The organism is Dysgonomonas sp. BGC7 (assembly GCF_001261735.1).
Lineage (GTDB): Bacteria > Bacteroidota > Bacteroidia > Bacteroidales > Dysgonomonadaceae > Dysgonomonas.
The window spans coordinates 291,719-314,320 of record NZ_CVRP01000001.1; the positions used below are offsets into that span (position 1 = coordinate 291,719).

Annotated in this window: 12 protein-coding genes; 9 read left to right on the forward strand and 3 right to left on the reverse strand. The window is 38.2% G+C overall.

What is annotated here, in order from left to right; all coding sequences use genetic code 11:
* Positions 1-137 precede the first annotated feature (137 nt).
* The 5 genes from bglX to BGC7_RS01180 all read left to right on the forward strand — a co-directional run bounded on the left by bglX (position 138) and on the right by BGC7_RS01180 (position 7,737).
* Positions 138-2,438, forward strand: a complete 2,301-nt coding sequence (gene bglX, locus BGC7_RS01160; RefSeq protein WP_050699708.1) for a beta-glucosidase BglX — start codon at positions 138-140, stop codon at positions 2,436-2,438.
* An 84-nt stretch (positions 2,439-2,522) separates the two neighbouring features.
* Entirely contained in the window at positions 2,523-3,881 is a 1,359-nt protein-coding gene (locus BGC7_RS01165; RefSeq protein WP_050699709.1) for a glucoamylase family protein, read from the forward strand.
* A gap of 213 nt (positions 3,882-4,094) precedes the next feature.
* Positions 4,095-5,855 (forward strand): family 43 glycosylhydrolase, encoded by a 1,761-nt coding sequence (locus tag BGC7_RS01170; RefSeq protein WP_185112931.1) that lies wholly within the window; start codon positions 4,095-4,097, stop codon positions 5,853-5,855.
* Between the two features lie 49 nt (positions 5,856-5,904).
* The gene (locus BGC7_RS01175) at positions 5,905-6,669 is read left to right on the forward strand and encodes a carboxylesterase family protein (protein ID WP_050699710.1); all 765 of its coding nucleotides are present in this window, start codon (positions 5,905-5,907) and stop codon (positions 6,667-6,669) included.
* Positions 6,670-6,774: 105 nt separating this feature from the next.
* On the forward strand, positions 6,775-7,737 hold the full coding sequence (locus BGC7_RS01180; RefSeq protein ID WP_050699711.1) for a CPBP family intramembrane glutamic endopeptidase: 963 nt from the start codon (positions 6,775-6,777) through the stop codon (positions 7,735-7,737).
* An 85-nt stretch (positions 7,738-7,822) separates the two neighbouring features.
* Here the strand turns inward: BGC7_RS01180 and BGC7_RS01185 are convergent, their stop codons facing one another.
* From BGC7_RS01185 to BGC7_RS01195, 3 genes are all read right to left on the reverse strand, one after another.
* Positions 7,823-9,868, reverse strand: coding sequence for a M13 family metallopeptidase (locus tag BGC7_RS01185; protein WP_050699712.1), 2,046 nt, complete (start codon positions 9,866-9,868; stop codon positions 7,823-7,825).
* Positions 9,869-10,125: 257 nt separating this feature from the next.
* Positions 10,126-12,075 (reverse strand): ABC-F family ATP-binding cassette domain-containing protein, encoded by a 1,950-nt coding sequence (locus BGC7_RS01190; protein WP_050699713.1) that lies wholly within the window; start codon positions 12,073-12,075, stop codon positions 10,126-10,128.
* 62 nt (positions 12,076-12,137) lie between these two features.
* A complete protein-coding gene (locus tag BGC7_RS01195) occupies positions 12,138-15,749 on the reverse strand; it encodes a type IX secretion system periplasmic lipoprotein PorW/SprE (RefSeq protein WP_199318976.1) in 3,612 nt (1,203 codons plus the stop codon).
* A gap of 390 nt (positions 15,750-16,139) precedes the next feature.
* Between BGC7_RS01195 and BGC7_RS01200 the strand changes: the two genes are divergently transcribed.
* The 4 genes from BGC7_RS01200 to BGC7_RS01215 all read left to right on the forward strand — a co-directional run bounded on the left by BGC7_RS01200 (position 16,140) and on the right by BGC7_RS01215 (position 22,582).
* Positions 16,140-17,795 carry an AMP-binding protein gene (locus BGC7_RS01200; RefSeq protein ID WP_050699714.1) on the forward strand — a complete coding sequence of 552 codons (1,656 nt, stop codon included), beginning with the start codon at positions 16,140-16,142 and terminating at the stop codon, positions 17,793-17,795.
* A 16-nt stretch (positions 17,796-17,811) separates the two neighbouring features.
* Positions 17,812-18,168: a hypothetical protein gene (locus BGC7_RS01205; protein ID WP_050699715.1), complete on the forward strand. Its 357-nt coding sequence runs from the start codon at positions 17,812-17,814 to the stop codon at positions 18,166-18,168.
* A 23-nt stretch (positions 18,169-18,191) separates the two neighbouring features.
* Positions 18,192-19,880 (forward strand): energy-dependent translational throttle protein EttA, encoded by a 1,689-nt coding sequence (ettA, locus tag BGC7_RS01210; RefSeq protein WP_050699716.1) that lies wholly within the window; start codon positions 18,192-18,194, stop codon positions 19,878-19,880.
* Positions 19,881-20,041: 161 nt separating this feature from the next.
* On the forward strand, positions 20,042-22,582 hold the full coding sequence (locus BGC7_RS01215) for a DUF5686 and carboxypeptidase-like regulatory domain-containing protein (protein ID WP_242034401.1): 2,541 nt from the start codon (positions 20,042-20,044) through the stop codon (positions 22,580-22,582).
* Positions 22,583-22,602 lie beyond the last annotated feature (20 nt).

Here is a 22,602-nt window from a genome sequence, read left to right on the forward strand (position 1 = left end):
CTGCACATTTAGGCAGTGTGCAGCAATATTCTTTGTCTTATCTATGTCGGCTTGAAAGGAAAAGATTGGTTTTATTAGGTTATTGGTATTCAAGGGTTATAGGTAAATAGGTTTTTTAAGGTATAATAAAGAAAATGATGGTAAAGGTTAAACTACTATTTGTAATCTTTTTGGCTTGCATGGGAGGGGTTATCTCCATGCAGGCTCAAAAGAAAGATCCTAAGATGGATAAGTTTATTAACGACTTGATGGGTAAAATGACGCTGGAAGAAAAAATAGGCCAGCTCAATTTGCCTAGCTCCGGAGATATTACTACCGGACAAGCTAAAAGCAGCAATATTGCTGAGAAAATAAAGAAAGGACAAGTCGGAGGACTATTCAATATAAAGGGAGTTGAAAAAATCAGGGATGTACAGCGTATTGCAATGGAAGAAAGCCGTCTGAAAATTCCATTGATTTTTGGAATGGATGTTATTCATGGATATGAAACAGTATTCCCTATTCCTCTCGGACTTGCTGCTACTTGGGATATGAAGGCTATAGAGCAATCTGCTCGTATTGCAGCAGTAGAGGCTAGTGCAGATGGTATTAGCTGGACTTTTAGTCCTATGGTAGACATTTCACGCGATCCTCGTTGGGGACGTTTCTCGGAAGGAAGTGGAGAAGATCCTTTCTTAGGTGGAGAAATTGCCAAAGCGATGGTATATGGTTATCAGGGCAGAGGAGACAAAATGTATGCTACGAACTCAAATATAATGGCATGTGTAAAGCATTATGCTCTTTATGGTGCCGGAGAAGCCGGACGTGATTATAACACTGTAGATATGAGTCGTATACGTATGTTTAACGAATATATGTATCCATATCAAGCTGCTGTCGATGCAGGTGTTGGTAGTGTAATGGCTTCTTTTAACGAAGTGGATGGTGTACCTGCTACTGCAAGTAAATGGCTGATGACTGATATTCTGAGAAAGAAATGGGGCTTTGACGGATTCGTTGTTACAGACTATACTGGTATCAGCGAAATGATTGATCATGGTATTGGCGATCTGCAAACCGTATCGGCTCGTGCATTAGCTGCCGGTATAGACATGGATATGGTGAGCGAAGGTCTTCAAACTTTGGGCAAATCGCTGAAAGAAGGTAAAGTGACTCAGGATCAGATTGATCAGGCTTGTCGCCGTGTATTAGAAGCAAAATATAAACTCGGTCTGTTTGCCGATCCTTATAAATATTGCGATGTAAACAGAGCTAAAAAAGAGATCTATACGCCAGAGCATCGTGCTGTTGCTCGTAAAATAGCGTCTGAAAGCTTTGTGCTATTAAAGAATGCAGATAATACCCTTCCTCTGAAAAAACAAGGAACTATTGCTGTGGTAGGTCCATTGGCAAATACCCGTTCCAATATGCCGGGCACATGGAGTGTAGCTGTAGATCTTACTAAGCCAGCTACAGTTGTAGAAGGAATTAAAGAAGTAGCAGGTAATAATGCTAAAGTAGTATATGCCAAAGGGAGTCATCTAATAAGTGATGCTGCTTACGAAGAGAGAGCTACTATGTTTGGACGTACATTAAATAGAGATCAGGAAACCCGTTCTAATGAAGAGATGTTGAGAGAGGCATTAGAGATATCTAAGAATGCAGATGTTATCGTTGCTGCTTTGGGCGAATCGTCAGAAATGAGTGGAGAATCTAGTAGTCGTACCGATTTGAATATTCCTGATGTGCAACAGGCTTTGTTGAAAGAACTGTTGAAAACAGGTAAACCAGTAGTATTGGTTCTGTTTACAGGTCGTCCGCTTACGTTGACATGGGAACAAGAAAATGTACCTGCTATACTTAATGTATGGTTTGGTGGAACGGAAGCTGCTCATGCTATTGGCGATGTTCTATTCGGCGATGTCAATCCTAGCGGAAAGCTAGCTGCTACTTTTCCTAAGAATGTAGGGCAGATACCGTTATTTTATAATCATAAGAATACAGGGCGTCCTCTTTTGGAAGGTAAATGGTTCGAAAAATTCCGTAGCAACTATCTGGATATAGACAACGATCCTTTATATCCTTTTGGTTATGGTCTTAGCTATACAGCATTTACTTATAGCGATATAAAACTAAGTTCTTCGAAACTGGATAAGAATGGAAAACTTACAGCGAGTGTAACGGTTACTAATACCGGAAAATATGATGGGGCAGAAGTAGTTCAGTTGTATATCCGCGATATAGTAGGTAGTGTTACACGTCCTGTAAAAGAATTGAAAGGCTTTGAGAAAATATTTGTTAAGGCAGGTGAATCTAAGACTGTAGATTTCTCTATCAGCCCTGAACTATTGAAATTCTATAACTATGATCTCGAGTATGTTTTCGAACTCGGAGATTTCGATGTTATGATAGGAGGAAATAGCGCAGATGTGAAAAGTGCGAGATTTATATTGAATTGATTGTTTGGTAATGATTAACATTAACTCAGAGAAGAGTTTGTAGTGATTTCAAACTCTTCTCTTTTTTTTCAACAAGAGATGAACATGAAAAACTTATATATATACTTAATTCTGTCAGGTTTTGTTCTCACTGCATTTAGCTGTAAGAATAAGAACGATGAGAAAGATTCGCAAGGCGGAGAAGAGACAACAATTTCCGATGAGGCATTGTTGGATAGTGTACAACGTCGCACATTCAATTACTTTTGGGATGGAGCAGAGCCTACCAGCGGTATGGCAAGAGAGAGGTATCATGTAGATGGCGTGTATCCTAAGAATGATAAAAATGTAGTAACTTCGGGAGGAAGCGGCTTTGGTATCATGGCTATTATTGCCGGAATAGATAGAGGGTACGTTACTCGCGAACAGGGATTGGAACGTATGACACGTATCGTTTCTTTTCTCGAAAAAGCAGACTCTTTTCATGGTGTATATCCTCACTGGTGGAATGGTGAAACTGGCGAAGTAAAAGGATTCAGTGATAAGGATAATGGCGGTGATCTGGTAGAGACTTCATTTTTGATGCAAGGTCTGCTCGCTCTTAATCAATATTATATAAATGGTACAGATGCAGAAAAAGCCCTAGCTGCGCGCGTAGATAAACTATGGCGCAATGTGGACTGGAACTGGCATCGCAATTCTCAAAATGTATTATATTGGCACTGGAGTCCCGATCACTCATGGGAAATGAACTTCCCTATAAGAGGGTATAATGAATGTCTTATAACATACATCCTTGCTGCTTGTTCTCCAACTCATGGAGTTCCTGTAGAAGTGTATGATGAAGGCTGGGGCGAAGGTGGTAAAATAGTTGGACCTCACGAACTTGAAGGATATAGATTGAATATGCGCTATCAGAGTAATAGTGGAATCGGGCCCTTATTCTGGGCGCATTATTCTTTCTTAGGTCTGAACCCCAATGGATTGAAAGATAAATATGCTGACTATTTTGAAGAAATGAAAAACTATACCCTTATCAATAGGGCATATTGCATACGCAATCCTAAAGGATATAAAGGTTATGGAGAAAACGCATGGGGGTTAACAGCCAGCTACTCTGTGCAAGGATATGCGGCACATGAGCCTAGCGAAAATGGAGATCATGGAGTTATAACTCCTACTGCTGCACTATCTTCTATTGTGTATACTCCTCAGGAATCTATGAAAGTAATGAGGTATCTGTATGGAATGAAAGATAAAGTATGGGGAGAGTATGGATTTTATGATGCTTATAGTGAAACAGATAATTGGTATCCTCAGCGTTATTTGGCCATAGATCAGGGCACTACTGCTGTAATGATAGAGAATTATCGTTCGCAGCTATTGTGGAGTCTATTTATGAATCATCCTGATGTACAGAAAGGATTGAAAAAGTTAGGCTTTGAATCGCCTTCTTTGAAATAACCATTATATGTTGGAAGGCTATATTTTCTTTTATGGCCTTCCTTTTTCTTTAATAATTATCTATACTCGAGCCTTGTACTATATTAATATATATTCTGACAGGATAAATGGAAGTAACAAAATGAAACAGTAGAAAATCCGTTACTTTCGTTACTTTTTAGTTAAAATTGAAGTCCTTGATCTGAGAGAAAATTGATACCAAGAGAGAACATAATGAGACAAATTAGAAAAAATATACTTCTGCTATTACTGTTAATGGCTGTTTTTTATCTTCCGGCACAACAGAAGACATACTGTAATCCAATAAATATAGATTATGGATACGGTCCTATCCCGAATTTCCTTACTTGGGGAAAGCACAGGACATCTGCCGATCCGACGATTGTAAATTATAAAGGAGATTATTATCTTTTCTCTACCAATCAAACAGGCTATTGGTGGAGCAGCGATATGCTCAATTGGAATTTTGTGTCGCGTCAGTTTCTGCCCGAAGATGTAAAAGACCAGATTCCTAACAAATGGGACGATCTTTGTGCACCTGCCGCATGGGTACAGGGAGATTCTCTTTGTGTTTTCGGATCTACCTATTCTCGCTTGTTTCCTATTTGGGTGAGTACAAATCCTAAAGGAAATGAATGGTCAAAAGCTGTTGAGCATTTTGATATAGGAGGATGGGATCCTGCCTTCTTTGTCGACGATGATCAAAAGCTATATATGTATAACGGTAGTAGCAATGTATATCCGCTATATGGAATAGAACTCGACAGAGGTACATTTAAACCTATTGGCACACGCAAGGAATTATTGCTTCTCGATTATGATAAAATAGGCTGGCATCGTTTTGGTGAACATATGGATAATACCTTCCTAAAACCTTTTATGGAAGGAGCATGGATGACAAAACATAATAGTAAATATTATTTACAATGGGGAGGTCCCGGAACCGAGTTTAGTCACTATGGAGATGGGGTTGCCGTGGGTGATAGTCCACTCGGGCATTTCGAACATGTTTCGTTGCCACTTAGTATGAAAGCCGGAGGATTTATCCGGGGAGCAGGACACGGAGCTACGTTTACCGACCGTTGGGGCAATTACTGGCATACATCTACAATGGTAATAAATGTAAAAAATAATTTTGAACGGCGCATTGGCATCTGGCCTGCGGGATTTGACAAAGATGATGTCATGTATTGCAATACCGCATTTGGAGATTATCCCCATTACATACCGGATGGTAAAACAGATCATCTGAAAAGCCGTTTTACGGGATGGATGCTTTTAAACTATAATAAACCTGTTCAGGTATCGTCTACTCTGGGGGCTTTTTATGCTAATAATATAGTAGATGAAAATATAAAGACATATTGGAGTGCCAAAACAGCAGAAAAAGGAGAATGGTTGATTTCCGATCTGGGAGAGGTTTCTACGGTTCATGCTGTTCAGATCAATTATGCCGATCAAGATGCTGAGTTTATGGGCAAGCAGTATGATATTTATCATCAGTATAAAGTTTATTATTCATTAGATGGGAAAAAATGGCAGTTGCTTGTCGATAAAAGTAAAAATACGAAAGATGTGCCTCACGACTACGTAGAACTGGTAACACCAGTAAGAGCCCGATACCTGAAAATGGAGAATATTCATATACCTACAGGTAAGTTTGCTATTTCCGGATTTCGAGTATTCGGATTCGGATCGGGAGATAAACCAAAATCAGTAAATCAGTTTATGGCTCTTCGTGGCAATGATACTGATAGGCGCAACCTGTGGTTTAAGTGGCAACCGGTAGAGGATGCCTATGCTTATAATATTTATATCGGAACAGAGCCGGATAAATTATATAATTGTGTTATGGTACACAATGTAAATGAATATTATTATCAGGGTATGGATAAGACAAAAGCATACTATTTTGCAATAGAATCAATTAATGAAAATGGTACATCCGAATGGGTAAAGACTGAAGCTTTATAGGTATATTTGTGCTATTAGAGACTACTAATAACTTTAATATTTAGAATATATGAAAAGACATTTATTTACTTTCATTTTACTGATTTGCTCAGTATCTCTGTTTTCTCAATTCCACAGTGCTTCATTTATGGTAAATGGCTATAATTTACCCTATCAGGTAATGTTTCCGGGAAATTATGATGAAACCAAACAATATCCTTTGTTGATATTTTTACATGGAGCAGGAGAAAGGGGGAGTGATAATGAAAAGCAGCTTACTCATGGACGACAGTTTTTGATAGATAATTTTTATTCTCAGAATCCGGCTATAGTTATAGCTCCTCAATGTCCTGAAAATTCATACTGGGCAGGAATAGTAAGACATCAGATAGGAGATAAGATGACTATAACTTTTGGTATGACAGACAGGCCTACCGAACCTATGCAGACTTTGATGTCATTAATCCAAAATTGGCTCTCGTCGGGTAAGGTAGATACAAGCAGAGTATATGTAGGCGGCCTTTCTATGGGAGGAATGGGTACATTGGAGTTGTTATGGCGTATGCCACAGGTGTTTGTAGCAGCATTTCCTATTTGCGGAGGTGGTGACTTGTCTAAACTACCTGTTTATGCTAAGAATACAGCAGTTTGGCTTTTTCATGGTGATTCGGATTCTGTAGTTCCTGTCGAAAATTCCAGAAGTATTTATACAGAATTAAAGCGTCTTGGTTGTGATGTCGAATATACTGAATATAAAGGAGTAAATCATAATAGCTGGGATAATACATTTAAAGAGACACAACTAGCACCTTGGTTGTTCAATCATCAGCGATGAATAGACTAGAATATATCTATACAGTATGTTGGTTTAGTTTTATGTTTTCTTTGTAATTTTATCTTTAACTTTGCGACAAATATATACTAAACCACAATTTGATATATGAATCACTTAGAAAGTGCCTTAACAGATAATAAGAAAGGACAGAAGCTCTTTATCTGTATATTTATACTAGTAGTAACATTTGTTGGAGCCAGTATTATAGGCTCATTCCCATTGATAATAGCTGTTGCTGTGAAAACAGCGCAAGAGGGGTTGGGTTTCGGATTCGATCCTTCCGATCCCTCTACCTTGGGTTTGTCGTCCAATTGGGTGTTTGCGTTAATGGTTTTTCCTTTAGTGTTGGCTTTCTTTATGCTAGTCATATTTATCAAGCTAATAGACAAAAAAAGCATACAGCAGATTATTAATGGAACAAGTAAAATACGATGGAGGCGTTATTTTGTAGGAGCAGGGGTTTGGACATGTTTGATGATTATATCATTAGGTATCTCATATCTGCTCAACCCATCTGTGTTCATTCTTCAGTTCAATATTTCGTCTTTTATCCCGCTTCTAATCCTTTCCTTTCTATTTCTCCCTTTTCAAACAGCTTTCGAAGAATTAGCTTTTCGGGGATATCTTGCTCAAGGTATTGGTGCCTTTACCGGAAGTCGATGGCTGGCTCTTATAATTCCTTCTGTATTATTCGGGTTGCTTCATATTGCAAATCCTGAAGTGAAAGAGTTTGGCTTTGCTATTATGATGCCTCAATATATTCTAATGGGCTTGATGTTTGGTCTAATAAGTATATTCGACGATGGTATAGAATTGGCAATGGGAGTTCATGCTGCTAACAATATATTTATAAGCCTATTTATGACTCATCCATCATCTGCTTTCCAAACTGCAGCAGTATTCAGAGTTACGGAAGTAGACCCTGTGGGCGGACTTATTGAGATCATCGTTTTTGGAGCTATCATATTAGCTGTATTCTATAAGCTTTATGGCTGGAAATTCTCTGTTATGAAAGAGAAGGTAGGATGCGATAAAAGTATAGCTGTTGCTACAGAAGACGATATTTAAGAGATTATACAGTTATAAAAGGAAGGATGACCGACAATCAATCATCCTTCCTTTTCTTATATTAGATCAGTTCCCTGATGATGTATTACCATATGTCTGCACGTTTTTCTTTCGGAATATATAAAGAGTCTCCTTCTGTAATATTGAAGGCATCGTACCAAGCATTGATATGTGGCAAAGTCCCGTTTACTCTCCATTTACCCAAAGAGTGAGGATCAATTTTTGTAAGGCGAAGAATTTCCGCATCGCGAATATTACCCGCCCATAAACTAGCATAGGAAAGGAAAAAGCGTTGAGCTGGAGTAAAGCCGTCTATTGGGGTGCTATTTTTAGCTTCTTCTGTTTTTGTAAAGGCATTGTATGATATTTGCAAGCCTCCGAAATCACCAATGTTTTCGCCTAGGGTAAACTCCCCGTTTGCAAACACTCCCGGCAGTACTTCTATTTTGTTGAAGTGATTTACTAGTACCTGCGCCCGTTCAGTAAACTTCTTAGAGTCTTCTGGTGTCCACCAATTAGCTAAATTCCCATTTTTATCGTATTGACAACCTTGGTCATCGAATCCGTGAGACATTTCATGTCCTATCACGACACCAATTGCGCCATAATTTACAGCGTCATCTTCGTTCAGATAGAAGAAAGGAGGTTGCAGGATTCCTGCGGGGAAGCATATCTCGTTAGTTGTAGGGTTGTAGTAAGCATTTACCATTTGAGGAGGCATATGCCATTCTTCAGTGTCTACCGGCTTATTGATTTTATTCAACATCTCAATATAATTGAATTCATTAACCCTGACGATATTTGCCCAATAGCTATCATCTCTCTTTATTTCGAGGCTAGAGTAGTCTTTCCATTTGTCTGGGTAGCCGATCTTAACATGGAATGCTCTTAGCTTTTCCTGAGCTTTCTCTTTTGTTACATCGCTCATCCATGTCAAATTATTAATACGCTCTCCTAATGTTTCTTGCAGGTTCGAAACCAGCTTAAGCATACGTGTCTTAGCTTCAGCAGGGAAATACTTAGCCACATACATTTGCCCTACAGCCTCGCTTAATGAACCATCTACTGTATTTACAGCACGTTTCCATCTTGGTTGCAATACCTTTTTTCCACTAAGCTGTTTGCCATAGAAATCGAAGTTTGCATTAACAAAATTATCGCTTAATTCTGTAGCGGCTGTATTTATTACACACCAAGAAAGATATGCTTTTGTATCTTCTATATGAGAAGAGTGTATTAATTTAATTGCAGCAACAATTGGCTCTATCTGTGATACATTGAGCTCATCAAATCCTTTTGCTCCTACTGCCCCGAAAAACTCATTCCATTCAAAATCAGTTACTTTCTTGTTCAGATCTTCTACCTTCATTTTATGATAGTTGAGCTCAGGTTTCCTCGTATCTTCTTTTTTGAAGTGGGCTTTTGCTAATTCGGTTTCAATCCTCATAACTGCATCGGCTGCTTTTTGAGCATTGTCGACAGAGTATCCGCTATTTTCAAATTGAGTTTTAATCAACTGAAGGTAACCCTTGCGAATAGCTACTGAAGTAGAATCTGTGGCAACATAATAATCACGTTCTCCGAGTCCCAGCCCATCCTGATAAAGATGAACTATATTCATTGAGCTGTTTTTGTCATCAGGGCCTACATATACGGCAAAAAATGGATTGCTGGCATATTTGCGTATTTCTCCTGTTAGCTTTACAATGTCCAGAACTGTAGATGCTCCGTTTATTTTATCCAGTTGTGGTTGTATCGGACTAGCTCCTTCTTTGTTTAGTTTTACACTATCCATTCCCAGAGCAAACAAGTCTCCTATTTTTTGTTCCGACGATCCTTGCTTATGCTGGGCTTTTCCTAATTCTTCGATAAGTCCTTTAACCTGCTCTTGATTCTTTTCAGCCAACTGATCGAATGAGCCGTAACGGGAATACTCGTCTTTTATAGGATTGGCTTTTGCCCATCCTCCCGTGGCATATTGATAAAAATCATTGCCCGGAACTGCTGTTGTATCCAGATTGGAAATGCTAAATTTAACTTCTTCCATCGAATTTTGATTATTTGTCTTGTCCTTGCAACTGAATGATGCAAAGGCGAGAACTGCAAATGGTAAATAATGAATTGTTCTCATATAATATAATTAAAATATATATTCTCTAATTGTTTGAACTAGTATCTGTTTCCCTTTTTTAAGCAACCTCTTGTCGTTTTCGTAAAATGAAATTTTAACTAAAAACTGACAAAGTTGTACTCTTTTTACTTACTTTTTTATTTGCCATTTTTTCTTTCTATTATCGGTTTGTTTATCTGTATATAGATAAACTTAAATGATTCTGGCGGTAAAATAAAAACTTCGTATTCAACTAAAATCTGATATTTTAAACTCGTTTATTGATTGCCGGATAGCTGCTCTAATTCAACAGTTAACGTCTCCCAACGGTTCATATCTTCTTGTAATTCTTTTGTAAGTAAGCCATGTTTTTCGAATAAAGAAGAATCAGAGGCACCCTCGGGTGTTGTCAGTTTCTCTTCTATATTGCCTATTTCTATTTCTTTATTTTCTATGCTGAGCTCTATTTCCTCTATCTGTTTTTCCACTCGCTTTATTTGTCTGGCAAGTTCCTTTCGTTCTTCGTATGATAGATTGTTTACAGGCTTTGTGGTTTCTACTTTTTCGGAGGTAGCGGAATTTGGTGAAGTATTGTTGTTTACCTCCAATTCTTTTAGGCTATCCATCTTCTTTTTTTCAAGAAACTCATAAATTCCTCCAAGATGCTCAACTACATGCTGGTTGCCAAATTCATATACTTTGTCTACCAATCCGTTCAGAAAATCACGGTCGTGCGATACTACTATCACCGTGCCGTCAAACTCTTTCAAAGCCTCTTTCAATACGTCTTTCGATTTCATGTCGAGATGGTTGGTAGGCTCATCCAATATTAAAAGATTAACAGGTTCTAATAGCAGACGTATCATTGCCAAACGACTGCGTTCACCCCCTGAAAGCACTTTTACCTTTTTGTCGGAAGCATCGCCCCCAAACATGAAAGCTCCAAGAATATCTCTTATCTTGGTGCGTATGTCGCCTACAGCAACATAATCTATGGTTTCGAATACAGTTCTGTTCTCATCCAGCAACTGAGCTTGGTTTTGTGCGAAATAACCTATTTTTACGTTATGCCCCAGTTCTAGTTTTCCCTTAAAGTCTATTTCTCCCATAATACATTTTACAAGAGTCGACTTTCCTTCTCCGTTTTTACCGACAAAGGCGACTTTATCTCCTCTGTGTATGGTGAGTGTTACATTTTTGAAAATGAGATGATCTCCATAGCTTTTCTCTACATTTTCGGCAACGACGGGATAAGAGCCGGAACGAGGCGCAGGAGGAAATTTAAGATTGAGCATTGCATTGTCTTCATCATCAACTTCGAGACGCTCGATTTTGTCAAGTTGTTTGATACGAGATTGTACCTGAACGGCTTTTGTCGCTTTGTAACGAAAGCGTTCGATGAATTCTTCCGTTTTCTGTATTTGTTTTTGTTGATTCTCAAAAGCTCTTATCTGTTGCTCACGATGTTCTTTTCTCAGTTCCACATATTTGCTGTATGGTACTTTATAGTCATAGATGCGTCCGAGCGAGATTTCGACAGTTCGTTGGGTAACAGCATCTAGAAAAGCCCGGTCGTGCGATACTAGCACAACAGCATTGGCTCGTGTGGAAAGAAAATTTTCGAGCCATTGAATAGATTCTATATCGAGGTGATTGGTAGGTTCGTCGAGGAGCAGAACATCGGGGCGTTGAAGTAGCAGTTTGGCTAATTCGATACGCATGCGCCATCCACCGCTAAACTCGCTTGTAGGGCGTTCGAAATCGCTTCTTTTGAATCCTAAACCAATTAGAGTTTTCTCTATTTCTGCCTGAAAGTTATTACCTCCCGACATAAGAAACTGTTCGTTCAGATAGGAAGACCGTTCGATAAGATTGTGATATGCTTCCGACTCATAGTCTGTTCTTTCGGCAAGTTGCTGATTTACATTGTCTAACTCAGCTTCTATCTTGTGGATATGTTCAAATGCGAGCGATGCTTCTTGAAACACGGTGTTACCTTCTTTCAGCGTCATGTGCTGAGGCAGATATCCTATCGTAGTATCTTTGGGAGCAGAAACGTTGCCTTTTGTGGGAGGCTGCATACCTGCAAATATTTTGAGCATAGTAGATTTACCTGCTCCATTTTTCCCGACAAGGGCTATTCTCTCTTTTTTATTTACAACAAACGATATATCATCGAACAGGGTAAATCCGCCAAACTCTACGGTCAATCCTTCTACTGAAATCACAACTAATTCATTTTAAAATCTATGCAAAAGTAGCTATTTTAAGATGAAATGTAGTTACTGTTTCAGCTTTTTCTGGCCTTGCGCCTTTCTTCGGCTTGCTTTTCTTTTTCTTTGCGCTCTTGCTCTCTGGTCTTTTCCTTTTCTTCCCGTTCTTTTTCTCGTTGGCGTAATCGTTCTTTTTGTTCTTGTTCTTTAGTCTTGCGTTCTTCTTCTCTGGCTTTTTCTTTAGTTTTACGTTCTTGTTCTAATTGGCGGAGGCGTTCTTCGTTAGCTCTTTGTCGTTCTTTGCGCTCATCTTCCTTCTGTTTACGCTCGTCCTCCTTAGCTTTTATAGCAGCTTTTTCCGCTTCTTTTTTCTTCTGTTCGTCAAGTTTTATTTGTTGCTTGCGTTCATTCTCTACCGATTTTATCGAATCTTGTATTGCCTTTTCAGCTTTGGCAACGGAATCGTTATATGCTTTTTCTATTTTCTTTATAGAGTCGAGCTTGCTTCTTTCTATTGCTTTCAGCTCTTTCTGTCTTTGTTTTTCTGCTGCTTTTTCTTCTTTAATGGCGGCCTTTTCTTCTTTAGTAAGGTTGTCGCTGTTGTTGAATTTCTTGAAAAGATTCTTAATGCCATCTACCGGATTGCTTATGATATCCTCTACAGTTTCTATAGCATCGTTTACCTTACCTGCTTTTTCCAACTGGTCTTTAGTTAGCAGATCATCTGCGTTTATTTGTTTATCGTTGTCTGTTTTTACAGGTTTTTCATCAACTTCTTTTTGCTTGTTGTTGTCTGCTGATACCGGAGCATCTTTTTCTTTAATTTGCGTTCTATCTTTTTCTTTAATGTCAGGTGCAATTGTTGATTGCTCTTTAGGCGTGTCAACTATAGTTTCCTCTACAGTCTCTACCTCTACATTCTCATTATTCCAATGTCTGACGATGGAAGGCAGGTCATCTTTATGATGCTCGGCGAAGAATATTTTATATTGTTCCATCCCTAAGCGAGGTAACATCTTAGTGTAATTCTCGACAGATATAGGGACAGCAATTATTGTAGTATCTATCTTAGTCATCAATCCGCCCGAAGCAAATGCTTTATATAGATATGATCTGATATTGGAAAACGACTTGAATCCTTTTATTTGTAAAATATCGTATGGAGGTTCTGTGTCGAAGTTAAGGTCGAAGGTCTGAATTACATAATTTGAAAAGTTGTAATCAGCTACTTCGTAGAGTAATTCGTTTCGGTCTATTGTGTTCGATTTGAACATTAGCATCAACAGATACTCTGTGTCGATACTGTCTGAGAAAGCCAATGTCTTTCCTTCTTCATCTGCTGTAGCATTATCAGAGAGATACGCCTTGCTCCAGTCGAATTCTGTGATAGGAGATCCGTCAGATAGTATAATCTTGCCGTCTTTTATTCTGTCTAGGATTTCGTTGGCCAGAGGTGTTACATCCGATTTCGGATATTTTGCTATTAACTCTTTCAGATTATCGCTCAGACCTTTAATATCTTTCGTCTGTGCATAAGATAGCGCGTTGAGAAGTGCAAACTTAGGCATCAGGTCTGTGAACGGATATTTAGTATTTATTGTTTGATAGTTTTCTCTCACAACCTTTGTGTCTGCATTCTGGTAAGCATTGTAAGCCGCATTGTAGAGTGAATCTTGCAAGATAGGCATATGTCTGAAGTTCCATTCATAATCAGGATCTGACAATGGTGTTGCATAATGGCTTTCCGGAAATTCAGATAGTAACCTGTTTCTATAATCAGCCATCATGTCCCTGTTTCCCATCTGCATATATATAAGGAATAGCTGATAATATATTTCTTCGAGATTAGGCGTTTGAGGAAATCGTCTTATATCTGTACTAAAGGCATCTATGGCCAGATACATATCTTCGAGTTTGTTTTTGTAGATTTTCCCCATATTGAACAGGGCATTTTCTATCAATACATTTGATTGAGTTACAGCTTCGGGGGTAAGAGGTAGCTGCTGCAAGTAATAATCGACAGAATATATATCTTCTACAATTGGCGAATCAGATGTTGTCGGAGAAAGATCGTCCTTAATGACAATATCTGTTTGTTTTTCTGCAATAGAGTCTGTTTCATTCTCTACGTCCGATAGGGAAGAAGAAAAGCTTGTTTTGCTACCTCTTCGCCAATCATCTTCTAATTTTCGTTTTCCCCATTGTCTTTGGAATGCTATTTTACCTTGACTGACAGCTTGCTCGTTATAGAAATAAAAAGAAGTTGGGGTACTTTGCTGTTGTCCCGAGGTATTTTGCGGTAGTGTCTGGGCTGGTTTTTGCGGATTGTTTTGTTCAAAAAGAGATGCTTTTTCCAAATCGCCCCACGATCCTATTCTGTTTTCCCTTTCTGCGCTTTGTTTCTCTCTTTCTGCTTGTTTCTGTTTCTCTTCCTCTTCTTTTTTTAGTTGCTCTATCTTTTGGTTAATTATGGTAAGTCGCTCTCCTTCTGGCAAACTAGCCAGATGTTGCAAGCTATCTTGTTCGTATACTGTTTTCACATGCACCACTAGCTCGTCCAGAACATCGGAACGAAGGGCTACTCGAGGATAATCGGGATGAGACTTCTTTAATACAGAAAGAGGATCCTGATAGCAAGGTTGAGCTTTTACAAACTCACGTTGATTGAAGTAAATGTCGCCAAGTACTACTTGTGCAATAGTTTTGTCGTATCCGTTGCGTGTGCTTTCCTGTATGGCCTTTCTGTAGTTCTCTATAGCTCGGGTAGTATCGGAATTGTTGATGTATATATTTCCTATACTGTAATATATCTGATCTAGATAATCTTTGTTTTTAGAGCTTTTGGCCATTTTGTTCAATGACGAAACAATGCCATCTTTTCCTTTCGATGTGTCTAACTGAGATTGCTGCAATTTGGCATTGAAAGTAAATTTGTAAGGGGTATTCATGCCTTGTACAGAGCTGAAAGCATTGTTGGCTTTTTCTTTATCTCCGATTTCTGCATACAGTTGCCCAAGCAGATATTTCATCCTTAGCTTCTGATACTTGTCCTTCTCCTTCTTTATGGCATATTCCAAAAATGGGACAGATCCGGCTAGCTCATTTGTGCGAATAAGAAAATTTGCTTTAACTGCCGAATAAAGAGCTTTTTGTTTTTCGGGAGCACCTCCGGCCAATTCCATTTTGTGCAAAATGTTTCCGGCTTCGTATATCCATCCCATTTCTGTGTAAGCACGGGCTATCCACAGATTACATTCAGCAACAATATCGGGGTTGGAGCTGTATATTTTGGTTATATACATAAAAGTAGTGATTGCCCGTAGATAGTTTCCATCATGAAACTCGGCTCTTGCTAGTAACAGCCAGACCTTATCCATGAAGGGAGTGTATTCTTTTTGTTGCAGCCAAGCCTGATATTCTGCATCGTTGCGGCGATTGGGATCTCGCTTAGGCTTGGTTTTTATCGAATGTAGTTTTATCGCTTTCGTCGTTTTATCTATTGTTGTTGTAAAACTACCTCCGCCAGATTGGATGTCGGTTGTGTCCGAGTTGTCAGGAAATATGTAAAGCATTTCCGACAAATTCTCATCACTATTTTGTTGTTTTGCTTTTAGGGCTTCCTTATATGCCTCTTCGGCATTGAAATGTATATTGTAGCGGGTATTTACGGAGTGATATAAACGTGTCAAACTTGTGTTCTTTTGGTTAGAACACGATAATGAGAAAATAACTAAGAATACACCAATACAAGAGAGAAGTGTATTTATTATTTTATTTTGTGACACGTAGAGATCGCTACCTAATTTCGTTATTATTAATAAAACACAAAAATAAGCATTTTATTGTTTCTTCACCTATCAAAGCTAAATACTCCTTGTCTTGATATAGCTGAGAATGGAACTTTGCTCTGATTTTTCAGTGTTTTACATTACATATATTTTTGTAATGTAGGTTTAATGGATATGTTTGCATATCTAATGTGGATGTTTTGTGAAAAAATGTTCTTTATTTAATAATTTATAATAGCGCGGGTTTTAGATTTTCATTACATTTGCAGGTATCACTTTTAGAATGAATCTATGGAAAATAATAAATTTTTGACGCTCATCAGAGATGGAATATGTGACAACTGGGAGCGTCCTGCTCTGACCGATTATAACGGGGAAACCTATTTATATAAAGATTTTGCTAAGAAAATAGCTCAACTTCATATTTTATTCGATGATATGGAAGTACAGAAAGGCGATAAAATAGCTATTTGCGGACGAAATTCGGCGAATTGGGCTGTCGGTTTTTTTGCATCGCTGACTTACGGAGCTGTTATTACTACTATACTGCACGACTTTAGTGGAGAAAATATACATACTCTTGTAAATCACTCAGATGCTAGGGTTGTCCTTGCAGACGAATATGTGTGGTCGAAGATAGATCCTGTACAAATGCCAAAGGTGGAAACAATCTTGTTGCTAGACGATTTCTCGGCTCAAAAATCCAGATCGGCACAGTTGTTAAACTCATGTTCTGATTTAGAGCAAGCTTTTCTGAAAAAATATCCAAGAGGGTTTGGGCAGGCTGATATAATATATCATGACGAGTCTCCTGACGAACTTGCTGTCCTCAATTATACATCGGGTACAACCAGTAATCCTAAAGGTGTTATGATTCCTTACCGCAGCCTGTGGTCTAATACAAGGTTTGCAATAGATAGTATAGAATTTGTAAAGGCGGGAGATGGAATAGTTTGTATGTTGCCGATGGCTCATATGTACGGGTTGGCTTTCGAAATATTATTGTCTATTGCCAAAGGGTGTCATATCCATTTCTTAACCCGTGTGCCTTCTCCACAGATCATAATGGACGCTTTTGCCCGGGTAAACCCTACGTTGGTGTTGGCTGTACCTCTTATTATAGAGAAAATAGTGCAAACGAGAGTTTTCCCCGAATTTAAGAAGCAACCAGTGAAAACCCTATTGAAGATCCCATTCTTTAAGAAGCAAATATACAAGAAAGTGGCAGAGAAACTTATTCCTGTATTCGGCAATAAGTTAGTTGAAGTTGTTATTGGTGGAGCTGCACTAAATAAGGAAGTAGGAGCTTTTCTTTCGGAAATAAAGTTCCCTTATACTGTTGGTTATGGAATGACCGAATGCGGGCCTCTTATTTCGTATGAATATTGGGAAACTTATAAACAAGCATCTTGTGGGCGTCCTGTAGATAGGATGAATGTTCGTATAGATTCTTCAAATATGGAAACCGAAACAGGCGAAATAATAGTAAAAGGGCAGAATGTAATGCTCGGATACTATAAAAACGAAGAGGCTACCAAGCAGGTATTGGATGGAGCAGGTTGGTTAAATACGGGAGATCTTGGTATAATAGACAGAGATGGTTTTATTTTTATTAAAGGCCGCAGTAAGACTATGATACTAGGACCTTCGGGACAAAATATATATCCTGAAGAAATAGAGGACTTTTTCAATAATTCACCTTATGTTTCAGAATCATTGATTATAGAAGAAAATGGAAAACTTGTGGTTCTTATATATCCCGATAAAGATTATTTAAAGAAGCATGATGTGAAAGAAGCCGATTATTCTTCTATTTTTGTAATCGAAATGAAAGCTATAAATAAGCGATTGCCAAAATATAGTCAAGTCGTTAACTTCAGGTTGCAGGACGAAGAGTTTGAAAAAACTCCGAAACGTAGTATAAAACGTTTCCTTTATCAGAAGTAAAAAAAATAGCTTGATTATGACTCATATCGTTAAGGTTTTCTTTACAATAGTTTCAGTATTAGTATTTATCAGTTGTAATGATGGCACGACGTTGAAGGGCGAAATTGTACTAAAAGCATATCGAGAAGGTACTCAAAGTCAAGATGTGTTGTATTTAAGTAATAATGGAGAGTACGAGGTGCATAGTTCAGGTGCATTCTTCTATGATAATCGAGTAAAAGGTAAGTATAAGAAGAGCTTTGATACACTTTTTCTATACAATGTGTCGGAAAAAAACCGTTTGTTAAGTGATACAATGTTGGTGAAAAAAAGCGTGTTATATATAATAATGAATGATTCTATATGTCAAAGTTATTTCAAATTAATAAAATAAAAACCTAATAATAAAAAGTATCCATGTCTGTAGACGATAAAAAAATTATTTTTTCGATGATTGGGGTTGGTAAAGTCTATCCACCGCAAAAACAAGTACTAAAAAATATCTATCTCTCATTTTTTTATGGAGCAAAAATTGGTATTATCGGGCTCAATGGTTCCGGTAAGTCTACTTTGCTGAAAATGATTGCTGGACTAGATAAAGAATATCAGGGTGAAATAGTATCAGACAAAGGTTATTCTGTTGGTTATCTCGAACAGGATCCTAAATTAGATCCTACCAAAACTGTAAAAGAAATTGTACAGGAAGGTGTGCAGCCTATAATAGATCTGCTCAACGAATATGAAGGCATTAATGAAAAATTTGGATTGCCCGAATATTATGAAGATGCAGATAAGATGGATGCTCTTTTTGCTCGTCAGGCAGAGTTGCAAGATAAGATAGATGCTTCCGATGCATGGAATATAGACAATAAATTGGAGAGAGCGATGGATGCCCTTCGTTGTCCGCCGGAAGATCAACTGTGTGCTAACCTATCGGGAGGAGAGGCGCGCCGTGTAGCTCTTTGCCGCCTATTGTTGCAGGAGCCTGATGTATTATTGCTGGATGAGCCTACCAACCACCTGGATGCGGAATCTATCGACTGGCTGGAACAACATTTGCAACAGTATAAAGGTACAGTTATCTGTATTACCCACGACCGCTACTTCCTCGATCATGTTGCCGGATGGATTCTCGAACTCGACCGTGGTGAAGGTATTCCTTGGAAAGGTAATTATACTTCTTGGCTTGAGCAAAAGACTAAACGCATGGCGCAGGAAGAGAAGCAAGCCAGCAAACGCCGAAAAACTCTCGAACGAGAGTTGGATTGGGTGCGAATGGCTCCGAAAGCCCGACAGGCAAAAGGTAAAGCCCGTTTGAATGATTATGAGAAACTGCTAAATTCGGACGAGAAAGAGCGCGAAGAAAAACTCGAAATATTTATACCTAATGGCCCGCGTTTAGGTAATAAGGTGATAGAGGCGCATGGCGTAAGCAAGGCTTTTGGAGATAAGCTGTTGTTTGACAATCTTGAATTTATGTTGCCTCCATCGGGTATTGTAGGTATTATTGGCCCTAATGGTGCAGGAAAGACGACTCTGTTTCGTCTTATACAAGGTATAGAGACTGCTGATAAAGGAACATTTGAAGTTGGCGAAACTGTAAAAATAGGTTATGTAGATCAGTCACATGCAGATATAGATCCTAACAAATCGGTATATCAAACAATATCGGGAGGAAGTGAATTTGTTAGAGTAGGAGGGCGTGAAATTAATGCGCGGGCATACTTATCCCGTTTCAATTTTTCGGGAGGAGATCAGGAAAAGCTTACGGGAGTACTTTCCGGAGGAGAGCGTAACCGCCTTCACTTGGCTTTAACCTTGAAGTCTGAAGCAAACGTATTATTGCTTGATGAGCCTACCAACGATATTGATGTGAATACCCTTAGAGCATTAGAAGAAGGTTTGGAAAACTTTGCCGGTTGCGCAGTTGTTATTTCCCACGACCGTTGGTTTCTCGATCGTATTTGTACTCATATACTTGCTTTCGAGGGCAACTCGGAAGTCTTTTTCTTCGAGGGTAGCTATAGCGAGTACGAAGAAAATAAGAAAGCTCGTATGGGTAATGTAGAGCCTAAACGGATACGCTATAGAAAGCTTATTAATTAAAAAATGATAATTTTGTGCAACGAATAATGAGTTGTACAATCTAATATAATGAAAAATTGAGAGTGGCTAGGGTTGTCAACAATACTGCTCTTAATTTTTCATTTCTGATAAAGTAAAGTATTTCAAAAAGAGAGACAATGGGGCAGGCATCGCAATGTATTATGAACATAAAAAGAGCTTATTTTTTATTTCTCTTTCTTATGGCTTGCTTTGCTGCATTAGCACAGTCTCCTACCATATTAAAAGGGGTGGTGAAGGATGCTTCTACACGCGAAAAACTTCCTTTTGTATCTGTTGTTTTCGACAATACATCTATAGGAACCTTTTCTGATGAAGAGGGGGAATTCAGAATAAGTAACAGAAATAATCAGACATCGGTTACAGTCTCATTGTTGGGGTACACATCTAAGAAGTTTGTAATACATCCCGGTGTGATGACTACCGAAGAGATATATCTGGAGCCTGCAGACAAGCAGCTGAATGAAGTTGTGGTACGTCCACATAAAGAGAAATATTCGAAGAAAAACAATCCGGCTGTAGAATTGATCAAAAAAGTAATAGCTCATAAAGACAGTAACAATATAACCTCAAATGATTACTATCAATACAAGGAGTATGAACGAATCTTTTTTGCTTTAAATGATTTTAAGCCTGATCAACCTCAATTTAAGAGATATAAATTCCTTCCTCAATATGTAGATACCTCGCTTATTGAGAGTAAGGCTATTTTACCTGTTTCTGTCAGAGAGAAAATCACGGATGTGTATTATAGGAAAGATCCGAAAGCAGATAAGCGGATAGTAAAAGCCTATCAGATTCAAGGGCTAGACCAGGCATTTGAGACCGAGGGGCTGGATGCTATTATAAAAGAAGTCTTTAAAGATATTTCGTTGTCGGATAATTCTGTGTTTTTTCTTTTTCAGGAATTTATAAGCCCTCTTAGTTCAAGCAGGTCTATTGATTTTTACCGATGGTATATTTCTGATACTGTAAATATAGATAGTGAAAGGTACGTAAAGCTGGATTTCGCTCCGTTCAATTCACGGGATATTGGTTTTACAGGTAATCTTTATATATCGTTAGATAGTGCATATGCAGTAAAAAAGGCAGTGCTTCGTACACCCAAAAAAATGAATATCAACTTTATTGGAGATCTTGTTATTATACAAGATTTTGCGAAAAGGCCGGATGGACGATGGATACCCAAAGAACATAGGATGGCTATTGATTTAACAATGCTTGATGCTGTCAAATTCTATGTAGATAAAACGATTTCTTATGAGAATGTAGTGTTGGATAAGCCGATGAATCCTATCTTTATCATAGCTGCACCCGAGGCTTTTGAGAAAGATTATACTAAAAGGAGTAAACTCTACTGGTCTTCGAACCGTCCTCCCGATCATCAGAAAGACTATAAAATGGATCAGATGATGGAAGATGTAAATAAGGTATTGTTGTTTAAAGTATTACTCAACGGAGGAAAAGTTATTGCTTCGGGTTATGTACCAACATCGAAAGACCCGGAGGAAAACAAATTGGATATAGGTACTCTTCCTACATTATATAGTTATAATTCTATAGAAGGTAATCGGTTGCGTCTGACCTTTTCTACTACTAAAAATTTACACCCTCATCTCTATTTTTATGGTTATGGTGCATATGGTACCCGCGACGAGAAATTCAAATATTATGCAGAGGCAACCTGGGCTTTCAATAAAGTGGAGAATCATAAGGATGAGTTTCCAAAAAGTAATATTTCAATAGCGTATAAGTACGACATAAATACGTTAGGTCAAAGATATACTCAGGCCGAAAGAGACAATATATTTATGTCATTGCAGACATCGAGCAACAAAAAACTAACATATAACCGCCAGACTCAGATTGCTTATCAGAAAGAATATTATGGTGGATTTTCTTTTAAACTTACCGGACAAACATTTGATGAATCTCCTGCTGGTACGCTCTCGTTCGAGAAACAGAATGATGCCGGAGATATTTATCGTATAAGGAGAATAAGAACGACAGAAGCGATGTTAGCTCTGCGCTATGCCCCAAACGAGAAGTTTTTTCAGCAACGGCGTAAGAGGAACTCTCTGACCTCAAAAAAGATGATTTTCAATTTGTCTCATACAATAGCTTTAGAAAATATATTCGGGGGGCAATTCCATTACAATAAGACTTCTTTTTCTGTGTTTAAGAATTTCTGGATTTCTCCTTATGGAAAAGTGAATCTATCCGTTCAGGCAGAAAAAATATGGGGCGAAACTCCGTTCCCTTTTTTGATTACACCAAGTGCCAATAATTCATACACAATACAAAATGGGAATTATTATTTGATAGAGCCTCTAGAGTTTATACATGATTCTCAGGTTTCGTGGGAAGTGTATTATTATATGGGAGGATGGCTGTTTAACCGGGTACCTTTATTGAAAACTCTGAAATGGAGAGAAGTATTTGGTTTTAGAGGATTTCTGGGAGAACTGAGCAATAGAAATAATCCTTTACACAATAGGAATTTGTTATTATTCCCTCAAGAAACATATTCTACTGAAAAAGGGAAGCCATATATGGAATATAATATAGGTATAGAAAATATACTGAAGTTTTTCCGTATAGATTATGTGAGACGTGTAAATTATCTGGGACATCCGAATGTAAGTAAAAATGGATTTCGGATTTCGTTCGACTTTACATTTTAAAGAGATTTTATATGAAATAT

What these genes read in the sequence shown, in the direction of transcription:
- bglX (WP_050699708.1), top strand. Translation starts at nt 138, where the DNA reads ATGGTAAAGGTTAAACTACTATTTGTAATCTTTTTGGCTTGCATGGGA.
- BGC7_RS01165 (WP_050699709.1), top strand. Translation starts at nt 2,523, where the DNA reads ATGAAAAACTTATATATATACTTAATTCTGTCAGGTTTTGTTCTCACT.
- BGC7_RS01170 (WP_185112931.1), top strand. Translation starts at nt 4,095, where the DNA reads ATGAGACAAATTAGAAAAAATATACTTCTGCTATTACTGTTAATGGCT.
- BGC7_RS01175 (WP_050699710.1), top strand. Translation starts at nt 5,905, where the DNA reads ATGAAAAGACATTTATTTACTTTCATTTTACTGATTTGCTCAGTATCT.
- BGC7_RS01180 (WP_050699711.1), top strand. Translation starts at nt 6,775, where the DNA reads ATGAATCACTTAGAAAGTGCCTTAACAGATAATAAGAAAGGACAGAAG.
- BGC7_RS01185 (WP_050699712.1), bottom strand. Translation starts at nt 9,868, where the DNA reads ATGAGAACAATTCATTATTTACCATTTGCAGTTCTCGCCTTTGCATCA.
- BGC7_RS01200 (WP_050699714.1), top strand. Translation starts at nt 16,140, where the DNA reads ATGGAAAATAATAAATTTTTGACGCTCATCAGAGATGGAATATGTGAC.
- BGC7_RS01205 (WP_050699715.1), top strand. Translation starts at nt 17,812, where the DNA reads ATGACTCATATCGTTAAGGTTTTCTTTACAATAGTTTCAGTATTAGTA.
- ettA (WP_050699716.1), top strand. Translation starts at nt 18,192, where the DNA reads ATGTCTGTAGACGATAAAAAAATTATTTTTTCGATGATTGGGGTTGGT.
- BGC7_RS01215 (WP_242034401.1), top strand. Translation starts at nt 20,042, where the DNA reads ATGAACATAAAAAGAGCTTATTTTTTATTTCTCTTTCTTATGGCTTGC.